Origin of the sequence: Neorhizobium galegae, from assembly GCF_017877135.1 — a bacterium.
Lineage (GTDB): Bacteria > Pseudomonadota > Alphaproteobacteria > Rhizobiales > Rhizobiaceae > Neorhizobium > Neorhizobium galegae_A.
The window spans coordinates 215,816-231,525 of sequence record NZ_JAGIPH010000002.1; the positions used below are offsets into that span (position 1 = coordinate 215,816).

At 61.7% G+C, this 15,710-nt stretch carries 11 protein-coding genes; 6 read left to right on the forward strand and 5 right to left on the reverse strand.

Annotated features, from left to right (window positions below):
* Positions 1 to 163: 163 nt before the first annotated feature.
* On the reverse strand, positions 164 to 1,111 hold the full coding sequence (locus J2858_RS08575; protein ID WP_210104382.1) for a choline ABC transporter substrate-binding protein: 948 nt from the start codon (positions 1,109 to 1,111) through the stop codon (positions 164 to 166).
* Positions 1,112 to 1,345: 234 nt separating this feature from the next.
* Between J2858_RS08575 and J2858_RS08580 the strand changes: the two genes are divergently transcribed.
* From J2858_RS08580 to J2858_RS08590, 3 genes are all read left to right on the forward strand, one after another.
* A complete protein-coding gene (locus J2858_RS08580; protein ID WP_210104383.1) occupies positions 1,346 to 1,798 on the forward strand; it encodes a pseudoazurin in 453 nt (150 codons plus the stop codon).
* 260 nt (positions 1,799 to 2,058) lie between these two features.
* Positions 2,059 to 2,922 (forward strand): hypothetical protein, encoded by an 864-nt coding sequence (locus J2858_RS08585; RefSeq protein ID WP_210104384.1) that lies wholly within the window; start codon positions 2,059 to 2,061, stop codon positions 2,920 to 2,922.
* A gap of 19 nt (positions 2,923 to 2,941) precedes the next feature.
* A complete protein-coding gene (locus tag J2858_RS08590) occupies positions 2,942 to 4,096 on the forward strand; it encodes a DUF2333 family protein (RefSeq protein WP_210104385.1) in 1,155 nt (384 codons plus the stop codon).
* A gap of 76 nt (positions 4,097 to 4,172) precedes the next feature.
* Here J2858_RS08590 and J2858_RS08595 read toward each other — a convergent pair whose 3' ends face one another.
* Together J2858_RS08595 and J2858_RS08600 are read right to left on the reverse strand one after the other, a co-directional pair.
* Positions 4,173 to 4,646, reverse strand: a complete 474-nt coding sequence (locus J2858_RS08595; RefSeq protein WP_210104386.1) for a PAS domain-containing protein — start codon at positions 4,644 to 4,646, stop codon at positions 4,173 to 4,175.
* A gap of 35 nt (positions 4,647 to 4,681) precedes the next feature.
* Positions 4,682 to 5,407 (reverse strand): helix-turn-helix transcriptional regulator, encoded by a 726-nt coding sequence (locus J2858_RS08600; RefSeq protein WP_245365680.1) that lies wholly within the window; start codon positions 5,405 to 5,407, stop codon positions 4,682 to 4,684.
* Between the two features lie 430 nt (positions 5,408 to 5,837).
* Between J2858_RS08600 and J2858_RS08605 the strand changes: the two genes are divergently transcribed.
* Both J2858_RS08605 and J2858_RS08610 read left to right on the forward strand, forming a co-directional pair.
* Positions 5,838 to 8,114: a TonB-dependent hemoglobin/transferrin/lactoferrin family receptor gene (locus J2858_RS08605; protein WP_210104387.1), complete on the forward strand. Its 2,277-nt coding sequence runs from the start codon at positions 5,838 to 5,840 to the stop codon at positions 8,112 to 8,114.
* A gap of 155 nt (positions 8,115 to 8,269) precedes the next feature.
* Complete coding sequence (locus J2858_RS08610) at positions 8,270 to 9,949, forward strand: formate--tetrahydrofolate ligase (protein WP_210104388.1); 1,680 nt, start codon at positions 8,270 to 8,272, stop codon at positions 9,947 to 9,949.
* Positions 9,950 to 9,959: 10 nt separating this feature from the next.
* On the opposite strand, the gene J2858_RS08615 is transcribed toward J2858_RS08610, so the two are convergent.
* Complete coding sequence (locus tag J2858_RS08615) at positions 9,960 to 11,060, reverse strand: extensin-like domain-containing protein (RefSeq protein ID WP_245365681.1); 1,101 nt, start codon at positions 11,058 to 11,060, stop codon at positions 9,960 to 9,962.
* 170 nt (positions 11,061 to 11,230) lie between these two features.
* The gene (locus J2858_RS08620; protein ID WP_210104389.1) at positions 11,231 to 13,054 is read right to left on the reverse strand and encodes a methyl-accepting chemotaxis protein; all 1,824 of its coding nucleotides are present in this window, start codon (positions 13,052 to 13,054) and stop codon (positions 11,231 to 11,233) included.
* Between the two features lie 389 nt (positions 13,055 to 13,443).
* Between J2858_RS08620 and J2858_RS08625 the strand changes: the two genes are divergently transcribed.
* A complete protein-coding gene (locus J2858_RS08625; RefSeq protein WP_210104390.1) occupies positions 13,444 to 15,633 on the forward strand; it encodes an anthranilate synthase in 2,190 nt (729 codons plus the stop codon).
* The last annotated feature ends 77 nt before the right edge of the window (positions 15,634 to 15,710 follow it).

Sequence of the window (15,710 nt, forward strand, 5' to 3'; positions counted from 1 at the left end):
GGCAGGAAGACGGGCCGCAACGGTCGGGCGGCCGCTCTTCGGCGAACTCCGTCGCGCGGATGGATTTGCGGGCGACGGATGAACACATCGGAATCCCCGCCCGGTCCGACTTCTGCGGCAAGCTCAGCTGCCGCTCGAGAGGGACCGGGCGGGCAGAAAGCCTTTAGAGGCCGAGCTTGCTCTTGACGGCGGCGAGGCCGTCCTTGCCGTCCAGCGTCGTGACCTTGGCAAGCCAGGGCTCGACGGCCGTTGGGTTGGCCTTCAGCCAGGCGGTTGCCGCCTTCTGCGGGTCTTCGCCATCATTCAGGATCTTGCCCATGATCTGGTTTTCCATGGGCAGCGAGAATTTCAGGTTGGTGATGAAGGTGCCGGCATTCGGGCAGTCCTTGGTGAAGCCGGCGCGGATATTGGTAAACACGCTGGCGCCGCCGAAATTGGGCCCGAAGATGTCGTCGCCGCCGGTCAGGTAGGTCAGCTTGAAGGTGGCGTTCATCGGGTGCGGTTCCCAGCCGAGGAAGACCACCGGCTTGGACGAGCGGTCGGCGCGGGCAACCTGTGCCAGCATGCCCTGCTCGGACGATTCGACCACTTCGAAGCCCTTCAGGCCAAAGGTGTTCTTGTCGACCATGTCGATGACCAGGCGATTGCCGTCATTGCCCGGCTCGATACCGTAGATCTTGCCTTCCAGTTCGGCCTTGTGGGCGGCGATATCCTTGAAGTCCTTGATGCCGAGCTCGGCGCCCTTGGCATTGGTCGCCAGCGTGTACTTTGCGCCGACGAGGTTCGGACCGAAGGATTCCACTGATTTGTCGTTGAGGAAGGGCCGTACGTCGTTTTCCTGCGTCGGCATCCAGTTGCCGAGGAAGACGTCGATATCCTTGTTCTTCAGCGACTGGTAGGTGACCGGCACCGACAGAACCTGCACCTGCGGCTTGTAGCCGAGCGCGTCCAGGATGACGGAGGCGGTTGCCGTCGTCGCCGTGATGTCGGTCCAGCCGACATCCGAAAACCGAACGGCGCTACAGCTTGCCGGATCGGCAGCCAAAGCCTGGCTTGAAACGATCGCGGCGATGGAAGCGGCGAGCGTGAATTTCATCGATGTTGCGCGCATGGTGGTTCCTTCTTTTTGTTCCCCGCCATTATCAATATCCAAGAAGCGCAAGCAAGCGCGCCGGATCGCGGCGCTCCACAGGGTGTATTTGCGACAATTTGGATCATTTTCCATTTGACCTCAGTCAAAACTGTCGCCGCCCCGAGCGCGTATGAGCAGGACCGCACCAATCACGCGATATCCGCCCGTCTCGTTCCGTTTTAGGAGAGGCGGCCTGCCAGGAGTTTTTGATCCATGAAAACCGCCCTCATCAGAACCGGTCTTGCCGCTCTCGGCTTTGCCTTGCTCTCCCAAGCCGCCTTTGCCGCCGATATCGAGGTGAAGATGCTCAACAAGGGCAGCGACGGCGAAGCCATGGTGTTTGAGCCTGCAGCCGTGAAGGTGGCCGTTGGCGATGTGGTGCATTTCGTGCCGGTGGACAAGGGGCATGACGCGGCAGCCGTCAAGGAACTGATCCCGGAAGGGGCCGAGGAATCCAAGGGCAAGATGAACCAGGAACTGGTCGTCAAGATCGAGAAGGAAGGTGCCTACGTGTTCAAGTGCACGCCCCATTGGGGCATGGGCATGGTGGCGCTGGTCGTCGCAGGCGATGGCACGCCGGCCAATCTCGATGCGGTAAAATCCGCCAAGATGGCGAAGAAGACCCGCGACCGCCTGGACGCAGAGATCGCCAAGCTTGGCCTTTGAGCGATGGCCGCGGGTGACGGGCCTTGGTGTCCGTCACCACATGCGCCGGCTCTGCGCCCGCCTCTGGCGCGGGCGCGGGCCAACCGCCATCGCGCCGGCAAAAGCTCGCCCATGAGGTCCTGCGATCAGGCAAGCTCTGCGGCAAAGGCGATATCCTGTGTTAAATCCTTGATGCAAATCGTATATGCGTGGGAGTGCATCGCGGGCGGATGCAGGAGATGCGACAGACGTTCAGTCGCTGCGCGCTTTGGAGAGGCACTATGGCGGATGGCGAAACGACACGACACGGGGATGAGGCGGGCCATCTTTTCTCGGGCATCCGCGAAGCACTGACGGCGTCTCTCTCCGATCTGCGGTCGTATGCGGCAGAGCCCCACTTCTCCGATCGCGCCCGGCTCGATGCGCTGGAGGAGGGCCTGGGCGACATCGCCCGCCGTTTTCGTGTCGCCGAAAGTGCCGCCGCTCACCGGTTGGCCGGGCTTGCCGGCGCCATCCGGCACCTGTCTGCGCCCTACCTCATGCCTCTTTCAAAACCGGACCCGTCGCGGCTTGTGCGGTTGTTCCGACCTTCCGGCATGCAGCGGCCCGGGCCGGGCTCGCCGCCCGCCTTTGCCGTGCGGGCACGGCCTCTTGGCGCCGATATCGCAGCCCTCCTGTCGGTTCTGGACACGCAGCGCCTCTTTCTGGAGGATTTGTTGGCAAGCGCCGAGACCCTTGCGGAAACACGCGCCGAGACACTGGCGCAAGCCGGTGGCCTTCCCGCTGCCGCAACAGCTGACGCGCCACGGAAGACAAACCCGCAGCAGGTCGAAGGCCTGGCGGAACTGGCCAATGATCTGGTCGATCTCGTCATCGACATGCTGGCAAGCGTCCATATCCTCAGCAACCTGCTGTCCGTGGAAGTCGAGACCTTTGTTCTTCTGGTGGCGGGCGTCGATGCCGGGCTTGTCGGCGAGATGGAGCGTGAACTGCCGCCCCTGTCGCGGCACATCAGGCTCTGGCAGGCCGGGCTGTTGTCGGCGCGACACATCGAGACCCGCCGTGTACATCTCATAGAGGTTTATCATCATCGTTTCGGCGGCGCTCGACAAGCGACCACCGCATCCCTACCTGAAGGCCGATAGAACAGAGGAGATCTCAGGCATGGTCGCTGCGTTGTTGAGCCGGTTTCTGGACGCCCTGAAACGCAGCGCCCGGCTGCTCTTTGCCGGGATCGCCTGGCCCTTCATGGCCGCCCATGGCTGGTACGGCCGCCGCAACCTGATGATCAAGGTGCCGCTTGCCGTTGTTCTTCTAGGACTTGCAGGCCTTTACGGCTATTTCGTCTGGCAGACCCAGGTCTGGACGGGTTTTGATCCGAATTTCGTCTCGCGCTACAATCTGACCGAACGCAAGCTCTCGGCGGGTCAGGAACTGCCAGCGGCTCCGCAACCTGCCGCGGTTGTTGCGGGAACGCAAGCCGCAGCGGCACCGCCTGCACCCCGCCACTGCCAGACCTCGGCCATCGTGGATGTCGCAGCGGACCTGACCGACGTGAACGTCAACCAGAATGCCTGGATTTCGTCCATGCTGCTCTACCGGGCGGGCTTTTTCGGCATCGATTGGGACCATACGCCCTTCCTCGACAACAAGGCCAGTTTTCAGCGCGGCGTGAACCAGGCGGTGCGCCGCACGTCTGCCGAACTAGTCGACACACTCGGGCGCGTGCGCGGCACGTCCGGCATCAATGGCGATCTGCAGGATGCGCGCGGCAACCTGCAGTTTGACGAGTTTTCCTGGTATTTCGGCCTCAATCCCTTCGGCTTCAAGACGCCGAGCCCGAGCTATTACCGTTCCGCCATCAAGAGCCTGCGCAAGTTCAACACGGATCTGGCGGCCTGCAATGCGATTTTCGATACCCGCGCCGACAACCTCGTGCAGTTCATCGATCGCATCGCCAATGATCTCGGCTCCACCTCGGCAGTTCTGCGGGAACGGTCGGAAAACCACAATGGCGGCTGGTTCGACACGCGCGCCGATGATCGGTTCTGGTTCGCCTACGGTCAGCTCTATGGCTATTACGGTATTCTGGCCGCTGCCCGCGCCGATTTCGACCAGGTGGTGCGCGAGCGCAATCTGGCGCCGCTGTTTTCCGATACACTGTCGCAGTTCCAGTCGGCCCTGCGGATCCAACCGGCCATTATTTCCAATGGCCGCGAGGATGGCTGGATCATGCCGACCCATCTGGCGACGATGGGCTTCTACATCCTGCGCACCCGCTCCAATCTCGTTGAAATGCGCGCGGTGCTCGACCGCTGAGCCTCAAAGCTCTGCCAGGAAAAGCCGGCATCACGGGGGCCGGCGCGGGGTCCGGGCTCAAGCGGCATGCGCCGCTTCAGACATCATGGTCCTGCGCAGTTTCGCCGACCGGCGGGATGATCCGCAGTTCGCAGTGGTGCGACGGCATTTCGTAGGTGAAGCCGACGATCTCGCCACCAGTGCCGGCTTTCTCGCGGAAGAAACCGATGGAGCAGCACGGCTTGTAACTGTCGTCGGCATTGCGCACGCGGTAGGTCTTCTGGATGGCTACACGCGTGGCAGCTGCAGCCTCATGGCCCTCCATCACCGCTGCCAGATCCTCCGGATGGATGCGTGAGGTGAGCTCGACGAGGTCGATCGGGCCGTCGGTCGGATCCATGCTGAAAATCCGGCAGGCCTCCGGGCAGCAGAACACGAGACCCGTATCTACATCGAGTCGCCAGAAACCGGTCCGGTTGAATTTCATGAAGAGTTGCAAGATTTCCTTTGGACAGAGACCATAGCTTTCATAGCCGAACTTGATCGTGTCGTTTTCGAGGAACTGAAGCAAACCTGGAAGGCTCCTTGATGGCGCGGTGTGTTGATTTAGTTGATCAGCCGCAGGCGAATGGCCTTGGCAACCAGCTGCGTGCGGTTGACGCAATCCAGCTTCTTGATCGCCTTGTTGAGATAGGCGTTCACGGTGTGGTCAGACAGCGAAAGAATCCTGGCGATTTCCGAGGAGGTCTTTCCCTGCGATGTCCAGCGCAACACCTCAAGCTCCCGGATCGAGAGCAGCTTGGCCGTCGCTGGCGCCTCTCGGCGCAGCCGGTCATAGACGGTAAAGGCCTGCAACAGCAACATGCCGACTTCGTTCAGTTCGGGCAGCGTCAGAAGCGGTCGCGCGCCATCGAGCCGAATGAAATAGCTGGAACCGTCGCTGGACTGCAGCGGCATGGCGACGCCGGTCGACATGTTGTGATCAAGGAGAAGGTTGCACAACGCGGCGGGAAATTGCGGCGGCCCGCCCTCGACATCCGCCGGTCGGCACATCCAGCAGAGCGGCAGAACCATGTTCTTCATCAAAGGCACCAGTGGACAGATCGGCAGAAAGCGGTTCTCGTCAAAGGTGCGGATATAGTCGATCGGCAGTGTCGTCTCGACGATCAACGGCTCCAGAAGATTATCCGTGGAGACGGGAGCATTGGCCAGAGTGAAATAGGTAAAACCAAAATGGTAGGCAATACGGGATAAAGCAGTGACGACTTCGGCTTGCGTCTCAGCCGACGACAAGTGTTTGCTGATCAGCGACTGCCGTTCAAGGGTAATCATAATCGCGCTTGTTAAAAAGTGTGACAAATGCCGTCACATGAACATGTAATACAGTTCCTAAGCGGGAACCAGCCTCCATTTTCGTATATGCGAATTTACAATTAACGGCCCCCCTTACCAACGCGGCTCGTGTCAAGCTCGTGTTTTGGGCGAATGTATGCGCGGCGTATAGGGAGGACCCAAGGGATTTCCAGAGAATTCCGCCGGCTTTTTTGCAGTTGTCTGACTATGTGTCGGATATATCACGAAATGTGCATTTAAACATGATCGTAATAGTCATGTTTAATGTTGACAAAGGCAATCATGTTTTTTATTGGGCATGGACAAGGCGCTCCTGCGTCGCCGGTCACTTCATCCTCAGTATCAAACGTCGCTCCTTGCGCGGCCGCGGTTTTGCGCGCGCCGTTGCTTGGGGATGGGAAAGGTTGTCATGCTCCACCGTTTGCGTGTTTCTCTCCTGGCCTGCTCAGGTCTTTCGCTTCTTGCGCCGGCTCTTCCAGCCACGGCACAGAATGCGGCCGTTTCCCAGCAAAGTGCCGCTTCCGATACGACCGTGCTGCCGAAAGTGTCCATCAAAGGTGAACGGTTGACGGCGGCTGCCAAGGGGAGCGCGACCGATAGTCCACTCACCACCGAAACCACGCGCGCCGAGCTTGACAAGAAGCAGATCACCAATCTGGAAGATCTCGGCCGTGTTGCCGAACCGGGCGTCACGTTCAACCGCTCGACCGGTGCCGTCAACATCCGCGGCCTCGAGGGCAACCGCGTTCTCTCCACCATCGACGGCATCCCGATCCCCTATTTCAACGACCCGACGCGCAGCGCGACCGGGGGCGTCGATACGTTCAGTTTCTCGTCGCTCTCGGCAGTCGACGTTATGCGCGGCGCCGATTCCAGCCGTGCCGGTGCCGGTGCGCTCGGCGGCGTCATCGCCTACCGCACGCTCGAGCCTGGGGACCTGATCGGCGAGGGACGTGACTGGGGCGTGCTCTTGAAGTCCACCTATGACAGTGCGGACAAAAGCTGGGAAGGCTCGGCTGCCGTCGCCAAGAAGATCGGCAACACCTCGATGCTGTTCCAGGGCAGCTATCGCAAGGGTCACGAGCGCGAAACGAACGGCACGACCGGTGGCTATGGCGCAACACGCACCGAGGCGAACCCCTCCGATTTCGACCAGCACAATTTTCTGGTCAAGCTGCGCCAGGAGCTGGAAGGCGGCCACACCATCGGCATCACGGCGGAACGCTATCGCAAGGATCGCGATACCGACATGATGAGCACGCAGACGCCGACCGGCAATTATCGTCCCGGCGGTTACACCAACAACAAGGAAAACGAGCGGGACCGCGTATCGCTGGACTACAAGTTCGACAGCGAGAGCGATGACAGCATCATCGATAATGCCTGGGCTTCGCTCTACTGGATGAGGACCCGCACGATGGATGGCTATACCGGCTATCGTTCGAACTCCGTCGTCGGCCCGATCGGACGCGCCAATTCCAACGAGGAAAGCACCTTCGGCCTCATCGGCGCGCTGCAGAGGCAAGTCGATCTCGGCGCGACCAACCACCTCTTCACCTTCGGCTTCGATCTTGCCACCAGCACGATCGAACAATATTCCGCAGGCTACGATAATTGCCCGGCGCCGCTGTCCAATGGCAGCTATCCGAGCGGCTATTCCGCCTGCGCCAATCTTCATACCAACCAGGCCGATACGCCGAAGGTCGACAGCAACCGCATCGGTCTTTACCTCGATGACGAGATTTCCATCGGTGACAGCGGCGTCAAGCTGACGCCCGGTGTGCGCTTCGACTGGGTGAAGCATGACCCGAAGATGACGGATGCCTTTGCCAGCAATGCCAGCAATCCCGCATTGCCCGATGGGTTCCAGGATTCCGGTCTCTCCCCAAAAGTGCGGCTGGCCTATGATCTGGCCCCGCAGGTCGAGCTTTACGGGCAGTGGGCCATGGGTTTCAGGGCGCCATCGGCCGGAGAATTGTACAGCTCGTTCGGTGGTCCGGGCACCTATCTGCGGCGCGGCAATCCTGATCTCGAAACCGAAACCAGCCACGGCTTTGAAGCCGGGGCAAACCTCGGCGACCAGGACTTCGGCGGCCGCATCAGCCTGTTCTATAACCGCTACAAGAATTTCATCGACACGCGCAGCCTGAGTGCTGCCGAGGCGAGCGCCCTTGGCCTGTCCCTGTCGGATTATCCGCAAGGCGGCATCTCGCAATATGTCAACGTCGCCCGTGCTGAAATCTACGGCGTCGAACTTTCCGCACACAAGACCTTCGACAACGGGTTCCGCATCGGCGGCGGCCTTGCGGCCTCGACCGGCAAGAACCTCGACACCTCCAAGAACCTCGCCTCCGTCGCTCCGATGAAGGTGGTGGCAAGCCTCGGCTATGACACCGAAATCTGGGGCGTCGGCGTCGACGTGACGGGAGTTGCCGGTTCGCATGACAATGGCAAGGTCGACCAGACCACCTATTCGCGTGCTGCAGGCTATGGCCTCGTCGATCTGACGGCCTGGTGGGAGCCCGAGCAGGTGAAGGGCCTACGCATTAATGCCGGTGTCTATAACCTCTTCGACCGGACCTATTATGACTACACCACCATCCGCGCGACGAGCGGCGCCACCAACAATGCCTTCTATTCGGAGCCTGGTCGCAGCTTCAAGATTTCGCTGACACAGCGTTTCTGACCTCCAGTCACCGTGTGTCAGGTGAGGCGGCGCAATGGTTGTTGCGCCGCCTTTTCTGTTCGTCATCGTCGATCCGATGGCGCCGGCCATTCCAGACGGCATCCCGATGCGCTAATGAGGGCGTCATCACGCAGCATGCCAGAGCGAGGGAATGAATGGGAACCGTGCCGTCCGACATCGAGATTGCCCGTGCCGCCGTCAAGAAGCCGATCTTTCAGATCGGGGAAGCGCTTGGCATTCCAGCAGAGGATCTTGTTCCCTACGGCCATGACAAGGCAAAGCTTTCCGCACGCTTCATTGCCGCGCAGGCTGGCAGACCGGATGGCAAGCTGATCCTGGTGACCGCCATCAACCCGACGCCGGCCGGCGAAGGCAAGACGACGACCACTGTCGGGCTCGGCGATGGTCTGAACCGCATCGGCAAGCGCGCCATCATCTGCGTGCGCGAACCTTCGCTCGGCCCCTGTTTCGGCGTGAAGGGCGGGGCGGCCGGCGGCGGATATGCGCAGGTCGTGCCGATGGAGGACATCAATCTCCATTTCACCGGCGATTTCCATGCCATTACCTCGGCGCACAATCTGCTCGCCGCCATGCTGGACAACCATATCTACTGGGGCAATGCGCTGGATCTCGATCTGCGCCGCATCACCTGGAAGCGGGTGATGGACATGAACGACCGGGCGCTGCGCCAGATTGTCGGCCCGCTCGGCGGCGTCTCCAACGGATTTCCGCGCGAAAGCGGCTTCGACATCACGGTTGCGTCCGAAATCATGGCGATCCTCTGCCTGTCGACGGACCTGCAGGATCTGGAACAGCGGCTCGGGGCCATCATCGTCGGCTATCGCCGCGACCGCACTCCGGTCTTTGCCCGCGACCTGAAGGCCGATGGCGCCATGGCCGTCCTCCTCAAGGATGCCATGCAGCCGAACCTCGTGCAGACGCTCGAAAACAACCCGGCCTTCGTCCATGGCGGTCCGTTTGCCAATATTGCCCATGGCTGCAATTCCGTGGTGGCGACGCAGACGGCGCTGAAACTTGCCGATTACGTCGTGACGGAAGCCGGCTTCGGTGCCGATCTCGGCGCTGAAAAGTTCTTCGACATCAAGTGCCGCAAGGCAGGGCTTTCCCCGGCGGCTGCCGTCATCGTTGCAACCGTTCGCGCCCTGAAAATGAACGGCGGCGTGGCAAAGGCGGATCTTGGCGCTGAAAATGTCGAGGCGCTGAAGCGCGGCTGCGTCAACCTTGGCCGCCATATCGAAAATCTTCAGAAGTTCGGCGTGCCTGTCGTGGTTGCCATCAACCATTTCTCCTCCGACACGCCGCAAGAGGTCGAGGCGGTGAAGGCCTACGCGGCCGAACTGGGCGTGGAAGCCATCCTCTGCCGTCACTGGGCCGAAGGATCGGCCGGCATCGAGGATCTCGCCCGCCGCGTGGCCGAGATTGCCGATGGAGGCACGGCCGATTTCAAGCCGCTTTACCCCGATCACCTGCCGCTGATGGAGAAGATCGAGACGGTGGCGCGGGAAATCTATCGGGCCGGAGACGTGACCGCGGATCCTGCCGTGCGCGAACAGCTGCGCCGTTTCGAAGAGGAAGGCTACGGCCACCTGCCGGTCTGCATTGCCAAGACGCAATATTCCTTCTCCACCACACCGGACCTGCTCGGTGCACCGAGCGGCCATGTGGTACCGGTGCGTGAAGTGCGCCTTTCGGCCGGCGCCGGTTTCGTGGTGGCCATCACCGGCGAAATCCGCACCATGCCGGGCCTTCCGCGCTCACCGTCTGCCGAACGGATTGCGCTGAACGATGCGGGGTATATCGAGGGGCTGTTCTGAGGCCTCCGCGTTACCGGCAGTACCGATAACCGCCCTTGCGCTCCAGCACGTCGAGATGCAGGTGGTCCTGGTGGGTGGCGTCGCTGCCGGGGGAAAGTACGGTGGTGAAATAGAGGCAGGCGCCGGCCGTGGCCGTGCGCTGGAAGGCGCCGGTGAGGGTTGAGTCCTCTTCCTTCGGCGTCATTGCGATGGTGTCGCCATTGTCCAGCTTGAAGCCGCCGATGTCGATGGCATTGCCGCGGGCATGCTCGGAGATTTTCCCGGTTTCGGCATGGTTGCGCAGCCGGCAGGCATAGCTCGATGCATTGTCGATGCCGATGATGCGCCGCTCCGGCAGGGCAAGTTTTAGGCTCGGCTCTACGGTGCCCTTCATCCAGCGTGCCAAGGACAAGGCCGCCTCGCAGCGCATCGGGGACTGGTCGGCAAGCGGAATGCCCGGCAGAACCTGTGAAAGCGCGATCGGCTTTTCGATGCCGCATCCGTTCTCGTCATCCTTCACCTCCGGCAGGGTTTTGAACTCGGCGCCAAGGGAGGTGAGTTCGCTGAGGCAGGCTTGCAACGCCTCCGGATCTTCCTTGACGATCGGCGGCGGGGCAGGGGATGCGTCCTTGGCGGGCTCGGTCGCGTCCTTGTCCTTTGCCGGGTCGCTCTTGGTGTCCGGCTGCTGTCCCCCGTCCGGCTTGTCCTCCGCGGCAGCCGCCTTGCCGTTCGATGGGGCGGTGCCGGTCGGGGCAGCTTTCCCGGGCTCGGAGGTGCTGGCGCCATCGGGGCTCCTCTCACCGCCTTCGCCGGATTTACGTGCCAAGCCGGCATCGTCAGGTTTTTCGGTCGGTACGGGAATGCCCGGAATTGCGACGTTCTTTTCCGGAGTGCCGGCTTTCGTCGTCGCGGCGTCCTGTGCTGCCTCGGCGGCGGCCGCACCGGTTGCCGGCGGGGCGGCGGTTCCGGCCGGGTCCGGGACTGCCGTCACCGCCTCATCGGGGACTTGCGGCTTTTGCGGTGGACGCGGGCCGTCTTCCGGCAGGCTCATGCCCATCAGCAGCAGGCTTGCCGCTGCCAGAAAAAGCGATGTCCTGCCCGTGGTGTTCGTGCCCGCCGTTCTGCGACCCATGATCCCGCTCCTCTTGTCCGTTGCGGCAGGCACAACGCACGAGCGGGGATTTGGTCTCATCGCCCGCCAACGAGGCGTCGGGCGACGAGGGATGATGGGCAGTCTCAGGACCAGCCGATGCGGGGCCATCGACCTTTCGCCCGCACATCCTTCCTCAGCCTGGCCTTCGTTCAGGCGGCGCGGACATGGGCTCCCGTCGAACCCGCCCGCCTGTGGTCGCGGATGAACTGGCCGACGAGGCTCACCATCTCGCCCACTTCCTCGGTGAGCGAATGGGTGGCGGCATTCATTTCCTCCACCATGGCGGCGTTCTTCTGGGTGATCTGGTCCATCTGGTTGACAGAGGTGTTGATGGCCTGCAGCACGTCGGCCTGTTCGCCGGCGCCAAGCGCAATGGTGTCGATGTCGGCGGCAATGGCTTCAATATCGCTTTCGATCTCGGTCAAGGCCTCGCCGGTGCGGCTGACGAGGTCGACGCCGCCGGCCACGGCCATGGCGGACCGGCCGATGAGCGTGTTGATCTCCTGCGCGGCGCTGGCGGAGCGCTGGGCAAGGGCCCGCACCTCCTGCGCCACCACGGCAAAGCCCTTTCCGGCCTCGCCGGCGCGTGCGGCCTCCACGCCGGCATTCAGCGCCAGCAGGTTGGTCTGGAAGGCGATTTCGTCGATGACGCCGGTGATCGAGGCAATCTGGTTCGAGGCATCCTCGATGCGGCTCATGGCGGTGATGGCTTCGCGCACGATAGACGAGGAGCGCTCGACATTGCTGCGGGCATGGTTGCTCTTGATCTTGGTGTGGCGGGTCAGGCTGCTGGAGGACGCAACCTTCGAGGTGATCTGGTCAAGTGCTGCGGCGGTTTCCTCCAGCGCTGCCGCCTGCTGTTCGGTGCGTCGCGCCAGATTGTCGGCAGAGCCGTCAAGGCTTTCGGAATTGGCACGGATTTCGTCGGCCTTGCCCAGAACCTGCTTCATGGTGTCCTGGAAGACCGCAAGCGAGCGGTTGAAGTTTTCGCGCAGCACCTCGAACTCTGCATGGAAAGGCTCGTCGAGCGTCTCGTGGATGTTGAACTTCGACAGCCGGTCGAGCCCCGCGCCGAGATCGTCGATCACCGTCTTCAGCGTGGCAGCCCGTTCCTGTTCGGCGGCAAGCTGGCGATTGCGTTCGCCGGCGGCCTGGTCGGCATGGCGAACCGCTTCCTGCTCCAGCGCCAGCTTGTCGAGCGCTGCTGTCTTGAAATGGCCTACGGCCTTGGCCATTTCGCCCACCTCGTCTTGACGGCCAAGATGCGGAACGGCCGTCTGGTAATCGCCGCCGGCAAGATTGGTCATGAAGCGGCCCATGTCGCGCATCGGGTTGACCGCGAGGCGACGGAACAGGACGAGGCCGGCGATCAGCGATGCTGCCGCAAACACGCACGCGCCATAGGCCAGAAGACGGAACGTGACGTCCTGCTGTTTCGCCTGTGCTTCCACGCGCGCCATATAGGTGTCCGACAGGCCGACCAGCGTCACGACGGCGGCGCGCTGCTCCAGAAACAGCCGACGCAGCGGCGCCATGTTGGTGTCTCGTCCGTCCGTCATGGCAAGCTTGAATTGCGGCACGATCCGCTTGAACAGCATATCCCAGAAGGCTTCTGTCGCCGGCTTAAGCTTGGTGTCGATCTGGGCGCGAATCTCGGGCGGCAGGTCTTTCCTCGCCCAGAAAGCCAGCCGTGTCTCGCTGTCCTGGCGCAGTTTTTCCAGCATGGCGATATTGGCGAGCGTCTCTTCCGGGTGCCGGGCCGTCTCGATTGCCGTCAGATAGGCCTCCACCAGAAACATCGGCGGCGGCAGGATGTCGGCCACCAGATCCTTGGCGTCAACTATCAAGCCATATTGCGGCCCGTCGATTTTCAGTTGCTGCAAGGAGTAAAGCAATGTCCCGACGGCAAGTCCGACGCTTGCAAGAAGCGTAACGCCGAACAGCGCAAGAAACCGAGAGATTGTTATTTTCATGCCCAGGCCCCGATACTGTGTCAGAGGTGCCGCTGCGGTATGGCGCGGCCATTAGTCCTGCGGTAACTAAAACATAGATTTATTATTTAAGGACTAACTGATGTTTTGGCCTTGATCGCTGCTGCACGGCAGCTGGAGAGCGCTTTCCCCCATGGTCTGTCGGCCCACTCGTGTCGCCAAACAGGGGGCTTGCGGGAACCGTCGTCACGCGGTATCACCATTGCCATGAAAACGTCGATGATCATGGCTATCTGGTGGTGGGCTCGCTGAAACGCGGCCTTGACCAGTCATGTTCTAAGACAAGACAAAGCCGCCCGAACCTCGAGGCGGCTTTTTTGTCTTAAGAGCGCCTTCCAGGTCCGGATCAAAGGATAATGGAGAGCAGCTGCATGGTAACGATTATCGAAGACGATGGCTCTGAGGTCTACGAGACCCGCGGTGGCATCACGGTGAGCCGCAAGCGCCGGCCGGCGCCCTATGCGGACGCCATTTCCAGCTATGTGGACAAGCTCGACGAGCGCCGCGGCGCGGTGTTTTCCTCTAATTACGAATATCCGGGTCGCTATACGCGCTGGGATACGGCGATTGTCGATCCGCCGCTCGGCCTCTCCTCGTTCGGCCGCAAGGTCTGGATCGAGGCCTATAACGGACGCGGCGAAGTCCTACTCGATTTCATTGCCGATCGTTTGGCGACCGAAAGCGAACTGACGCTGGGTGAGCGCAGTGCGCGCCGGCTGGATCTGACCGTCAACACACCGACGCGCGCCTTTACCGAGGAAGAGCGCTCGAAAATGCCGACGGTGTTTACGGTCCTGCGGGCTGTCGTCGATCTCTTCTATTCGGATGCGGATTCCGCCATTGGCCTGTTCGGCGCCTTCGGCTACGATCTTGCCTTCCAGTTCGACGCAATCGACCTCACGCTGCACCGGCCGGACGACCAGCGCGACATGGTGCTGTTCCTGCCCGACGAGATCCTGGTCGTGGACCATCATGCCGCCAAGGCCTGGATCGACCGCTATGATTTTTCGCGGGGCGACGTGACGACCCTCGGCAAGGATCAGGAGATCACACCCGATCACTTCCGCACCACCGATAAAATTCCGCCGAAGGGCGATCACCGGCCGGGCGAATATGCCGAACTGGTGGTGAAGGCCAAGGAAAGCTTTCGCCGCGGTGATCTGTTCGAGGTCGTTCCCGGCCAGAAGTTCATGGAACGCTGCGATTCCAAACCCTCGCAGATTTCCAACCGCCTGAAGGCGATCAATCCGTCGCCCTATTCCTTCTTCATCAATCTCGGCCATCAGGAATATCTGGTCGGCGCCTCGCCGGAAATGTTCGTGCGCGTGTCTGGCCGGCGCATCGAGACCTGCCCGATTTCCGGCACCATCCGGCGCGGCGAGGATGCCATCTCCGACTCGGAGCAGATCCTGAAGCTCTTGAATTCCAAGAAGGACGAGAGCGAGCTTACCATGTGCTCGGACGTCGATCGCAACGACAAGAGCCGCGTGTGCGAACCGGGCTCGGTCAAGGTCATCGGCCGGCGCCAGATCGAGATGTATTCGCGCCTCATCCATACGGTGGACCATATCGAGGGCCGTCTTCGCCCCGACATGGATGCGTTTGACGGTTTCCTCAGCCATGCCTGGGCCGTGACGGTGACCGGCGCGCCAAAACTCTGGGCCATGCGCTTCATCGAGAAACACGAAAAGAGCCCGCGCGCCTGGTATGGCGGGGCGATCGGCATGGTGGGTTTCGATGGCAACATGAACACGGGGCTCACGCTGCGCACCATCCGCATCAAGGACGGCATTGCCGAGGTGCGCGCGGGCGCAACGCTTCTGAACGACAGCGACCCGCAGGAAGAAGAGGCCGAAACCGAACTGAAGGCATCCGCCATGATTTCCGCCATCCGCGACGCCCGTGCCGGCAATACGGCCAAGGTCGGGCGTGATGTCCAGAAGGTCGGACAGGGGGTGAAAATCCTGCTGGTCGATCACGAGGACAGCTTTGTCCACACACTTGCCAACTATTTCCGCCAGACGGGGGCGGAGGTGTCGACCGTGCGCTCGCCGGTGCCGGCGGAAATCTACGATCGCGTCAATCCGGATCTGGTGGTTCTGTCGCCCGGACCGGGAAGCCCGAAGGATTTTGACTGCAAGGCCACCATCAAGGCCGCGCGGGCGAAAAACCTGCCGATCTTCGGCGTATGCCTCGGCCTGCAGGCGCTGGCCGAAGCCTATGGTGGCGAACTGCGCCAGCTTGCCGTGCCGATGCACGGAAAGCCGTCGCGTATTCGCGTGCTGGAAGCGGGCACGGTGTTTGAAGGCCTTGGCCGCGAAGTCACGGTCGGCCGCTATCACTCGATCTTTGCCGACCCGAAAACGCTGCCGCAGGATTTCATCATCACCGCCGAAAGCGAGGATGGCACGATCATGGGCATAGAACATGCTCGCGAGCCCGTGGCGGCCGTGCAGTTCCACCCGGAATCCATCATGACGCTCGGCGGCGATGCCGGCATGCGGATGATCGAGAACGTGGTGGAAAAGCTTGCCAAGCGCTTGAAGGAAAAGGCGGCCTGAAAAGGCGAGGCGGCGGGCGCGCAACAGGCGCTTCCGCCGCAGTCTGATGCCATGGCATCGCAACCGTTGCGGCGTCA